Source organism: Vibrio sp. 1078-1, from assembly GCF_033340475.1.
The window spans coordinates 1-693 of sequence record NZ_JAWOWM010000365.1 but is presented as its reverse complement, the minus strand read 5'-3'; the positions used below and the strand labels follow the sequence as shown (position 1 = coordinate 693).

Genomic DNA, 693 nt, shown 5'->3' with positions numbered 1-693 from the left:
TAACGCCCTGTTAAGGTGTGAGCAACGCAATGCCGAAGCTGCCGCATACCACCTTAAACACTAAACACAACGCATAGCAAAAATGCCACGCGTTGCGAATCACTCTTAAACAGTTTGTTAGCTATTTTTTCAAGAAATCAAGAAAGTTAACGTCAAACATACCTTCTTCATCTTCTATACGAACCATAGAATTGAAAGAGGCTTCTTCAAAAGAAGGGTTTTCTTTTAAGATGTCTAGAAACAATGGCTTAATTTCATCACTTTCTATCGCCAAAGCAAGTGATTCGTGTGCAATCCTAATCAGTAGTTTAATATCTTCATCTTCATCGCCTGAAAGCTCCTCCTCCTCCCAACTTTCCATGATATCTCGAAGTTTAGATACATTCTTATTACCTCTTTCAAAATCAGAGAGAATAATAAACTCACCATGTGAGACTTGATTATGTTGGACAAAATCCAGCCCATCCTTATTCCATATATTCCAATGCATGTCATAATGCCAAAAGGCTACAGATATAGTCATATGGGAAAAAGCCTTCTGGCTTACGTAAAATTTTAATTCATCAATTCTGCTATCAATTAGCGTTAATAAAACACTCTTGTAACAATCAACTAGCTCAGTTTTATCTATCACAACAATTCCTATAGTGGATAAAGATTAATAAGTGACGATTCCTATAAATAGCTAACGCC

The 693-nt window shown here is 36.2% G+C and carries 1 protein-coding gene; it reads right to left on the bottom strand.

Features of this window, described 5'->3' with window-relative positions:
* Window positions 1-121: 121 nt before the first annotated feature.
* A complete protein-coding gene (locus R7190_RS27615; protein WP_053306500.1) occupies window positions 122-634 on the bottom strand; it encodes a hypothetical protein in 513 nt (170 codons plus the stop codon).
* Window positions 635-693: the final 59 nt, after the last annotated feature.